Here is a 2,900-nt window from a genome sequence, read left to right on the forward strand (position 1 = left end):
AAACAAAATTCATTTTTTGACTTAATTTTTTCATTTCTTCCAAAAACAAATATCTAGCTATAATAGAAGCCAAAGAAACGCTCAAATATTTTTGTTCTGCACGTATTTGAAAATTAATATCTTTATGTACCGGATAGACGTTTTTTAAATATTCAAAATACTTATAAGGATAAACAAATTGATCTAAAACCACAATGGTTGGTTTTTTGATTTGTTTTAACAATTTTAAAATAATTTCATTATGCAATAAAGCTTTGATTTTATTTAAATTATTGTTTTTAATTAAATAATTATATTCTTGTGGTGATAATATTCTATAGCAATAAGGTATTTTTTTCATAGTTAAATGAGCTATACGATAAATATTTTTCGATGATAATTTTTTAGAATCTTTAACGCCTATTTGTTGTAAGAAAATTCTATCAGCAGGACTTAAAAAAACACAACACACTACTATAGGACCAAAAAAATCACCTGTTCCGACCTCATCGCAGCCAATGTTATTTTGGTTATGAAAATCAAAATTTGGTAATAACTTTTTGATATAAAGTGTTTCTTTTGTACTATCTTTTCCTTGAATTAAACAAGTACCATTACGAAAACACGTAATTCGGCATTGTTTTTTTTTGGCTATAAAAAATATATTAAAAAGTTTAAACTGAATTAATGTTTCTTTATAATATTTTCTCAATATTTGCATTTGCGACAAATTTAATTTTAAAGTATAAAAATCATTCATTTTACTAATCCTTTATTTAAAATAATATCTAATATAAATACTCTTTTTTGTATAAAAATATTTTTATTTCACCTAAGAAATTAAAGCCCAATTAATAGGTTTAATGTTGTGTGATATTAAATAATTATTTGTTTTTGAAAAAGGTTTAGAACCAAAAAATCCCCGATATGAAGACAAAGGAGAAGGATGTGAACTTTTAATAATATAATTATATCGCTTATCAATATATTGCTCATAACTTTGAGCAAATTTACCCCACAAAATATAAACTAAATGTTGTTTGCGATTTAATAATTTAAAAATATTAGCTGTGAATTTTTCCCAACCAATGTTTTGATGACTTAAGGGTTCTCCTTTATTTACCGTCAAAATAGCATTTAATAATAAAACACCTTCTATAGCCCAAGAAGATAAATTATTAACAACAGATGAAACACCAATATCATTATAAAGTTCTTTAAAAATATTTTTTAAACTAGGTGGAGGCATGGAATTCAAGACACTAAAAGATAAACCATGTGCTTGAAAACATCCGTGATAAGGATCTTGTCCTAAAATAACAACTTTAGTATTATCCCAAGTAGTTAATTCAAAAGCCTTAAAAATATTTTTTTTCAAAGGGAAAATTATTTTCTTTTTTTGGATTTGTCTTTTTAAAAAAACTAATATTTCTTGAAAATAAACTTTTTGTTGTTCTCGTAAAATAATTTTTTGCCACATATATTTGTATTTCCTTCTCTTTTATATTAACCATATAATCAATTGTTTGATATTTTTCTTTTTAAGAAAAATATTAACAAGACATATATTATAAAATGCAATATGAAAATCATTTGGCCACTTTACCAACTATAAATTATTGAGAAAATATCAAAAAAATAACTACCATAATATGGTATTTTTTTGTTTTGATGAGTAAAAAATCTTATAAAGTTAAAGAATAATATTTTTCGGATCATTTTTAACATAAATAATTTTATAAAAAAGTTCAATGATCATATAAATAAACCCAAACCAAAAGATAATATTCAATTTTTGGATATATTGGTTAGGAATAGTATAAAAATGTTCGGCTATTACATCCTTATAAGGTATTTGTCTTTCAAAAGGCGCTATTTTTTCATTATTATCACCATGAGTTGTAATTTCTTCGTTTTGTTTATCATTTTTAACAACACGATGAATAATACGTTTAATTCCGATACTTTGCAATGAAGGATCACTGGTTTCGAAATAAATAATATCACCTGGTTGCAATGTTTTTCTATCGTGAATTCTCTTTAAAATCACTTTATCACTTTTCTTTATACCTGGTTCCATACTACTGCTAGCAACTTCAAAAAAATTAAAAAATAAATAATCCACTGTTCTTGTAGGATTAATAAAATTGCTAATTTGGATTAAAGTCAAATAAAATAATAAAGCATATAAAAAGATAAAAAGACAATTCTTTAGAACATTAAAAAATTTTTTTATTTTTGGCCATACGTTTCGATTCATAATTATTTTCCCATATTATTTTTGTATAAAAACATTTTATAAAAAACATTTATATCTAATATAAATCAATGCTTAATCTTTTTATTTGAATAAAAACGAATTTAAATTAAAAACATTAATAAATAAACAATATCATAAAATCCCTATTATAATCTCAACTATTAATTATTGTCTATGTTATTGTTTCAATTAAAATCCAAATAAGAGTTTTTTACAAATATCAAAAATTGAACTTATTTTATTCAATTTATCATTTAATGACAACATATTTGAATTAATTTATAATTAAACAAATATATTCACAAGATGAATAAAATAAAAAGAAAGTTACGATAAAATTTGATAGTATGCCTAAAAACCACACTTATATAATGATTTAATACAGAATCCTTTTATATATTAATTAAAGGCAAAAGTATACTTTTAATTAAAAGATATATAAATTACTATCGTTACCAAATAATTAAGTATTTAAAATTAAATTATTAACTCTTAAAACTCATTTTTACTTATATTATCCTAATCAACTCAAATTTAAAAAAATAAGTTATAATTATTATGTAAAGAAAGAGAAGGACACATATAATACAAAATAAATTAAAAAAATGGTTATATAAATATAAAATATTATTATTCCTTATTTTATTTTTTATTATTTTTT

General features: G+C 21.8%; 3 protein-coding genes. All 3 read right to left on the reverse strand.

Annotation, left to right across the window (positions count from 1 at the left end):
• Nucleotides 1-739: ribonuclease HIII (gene rnhC / locus AlmWB_RS00540; RefSeq protein WP_050337086.1), on the reverse strand; the 739-nt coding region annotated here is incomplete at its 3' end.
• A gap of 72 nt (nucleotides 740-811) precedes the next feature.
• Entirely contained in the window at nucleotides 812-1,459 is a 648-nt protein-coding gene (locus tag AlmWB_RS00545) for a uracil-DNA glycosylase (RefSeq protein WP_050337088.1), read from the reverse strand.
• A gap of 213 nt (nucleotides 1,460-1,672) precedes the next feature.
• Entirely contained in the window at nucleotides 1,673-2,239 is a 567-nt protein-coding gene (locus AlmWB_RS00550) for a signal peptidase I (RefSeq protein WP_050337090.1), read from the reverse strand.
• Nucleotides 2,240-2,900 lie beyond the last annotated feature (661 nt).

It is taken from the genome of Candidatus Phytoplasma phoenicium, assembly GCF_001189415.1.
In the GTDB taxonomy this organism is placed as follows: Bacteria; Bacillota_I; Bacilli_A; order Acholeplasmatales; family Acholeplasmataceae; genus Phytoplasma; species Phytoplasma phoenicium.

Bases quoted from the DNA above. Each gene is read 5' to 3' on its own strand.
- AlmWB_RS00550 (WP_050337090.1), bottom strand. From the start codon at position 2,239: ATGAATCGAAACGTATGGCCAAAAATAAAAAAATTTTTTAATGTTCTA.
- AlmWB_RS00545 (WP_050337088.1), bottom strand. From the start codon at position 1,459: ATGTGGCAAAAAATTATTTTACGAGAACAACAAAAAGTTTATTTTCAA.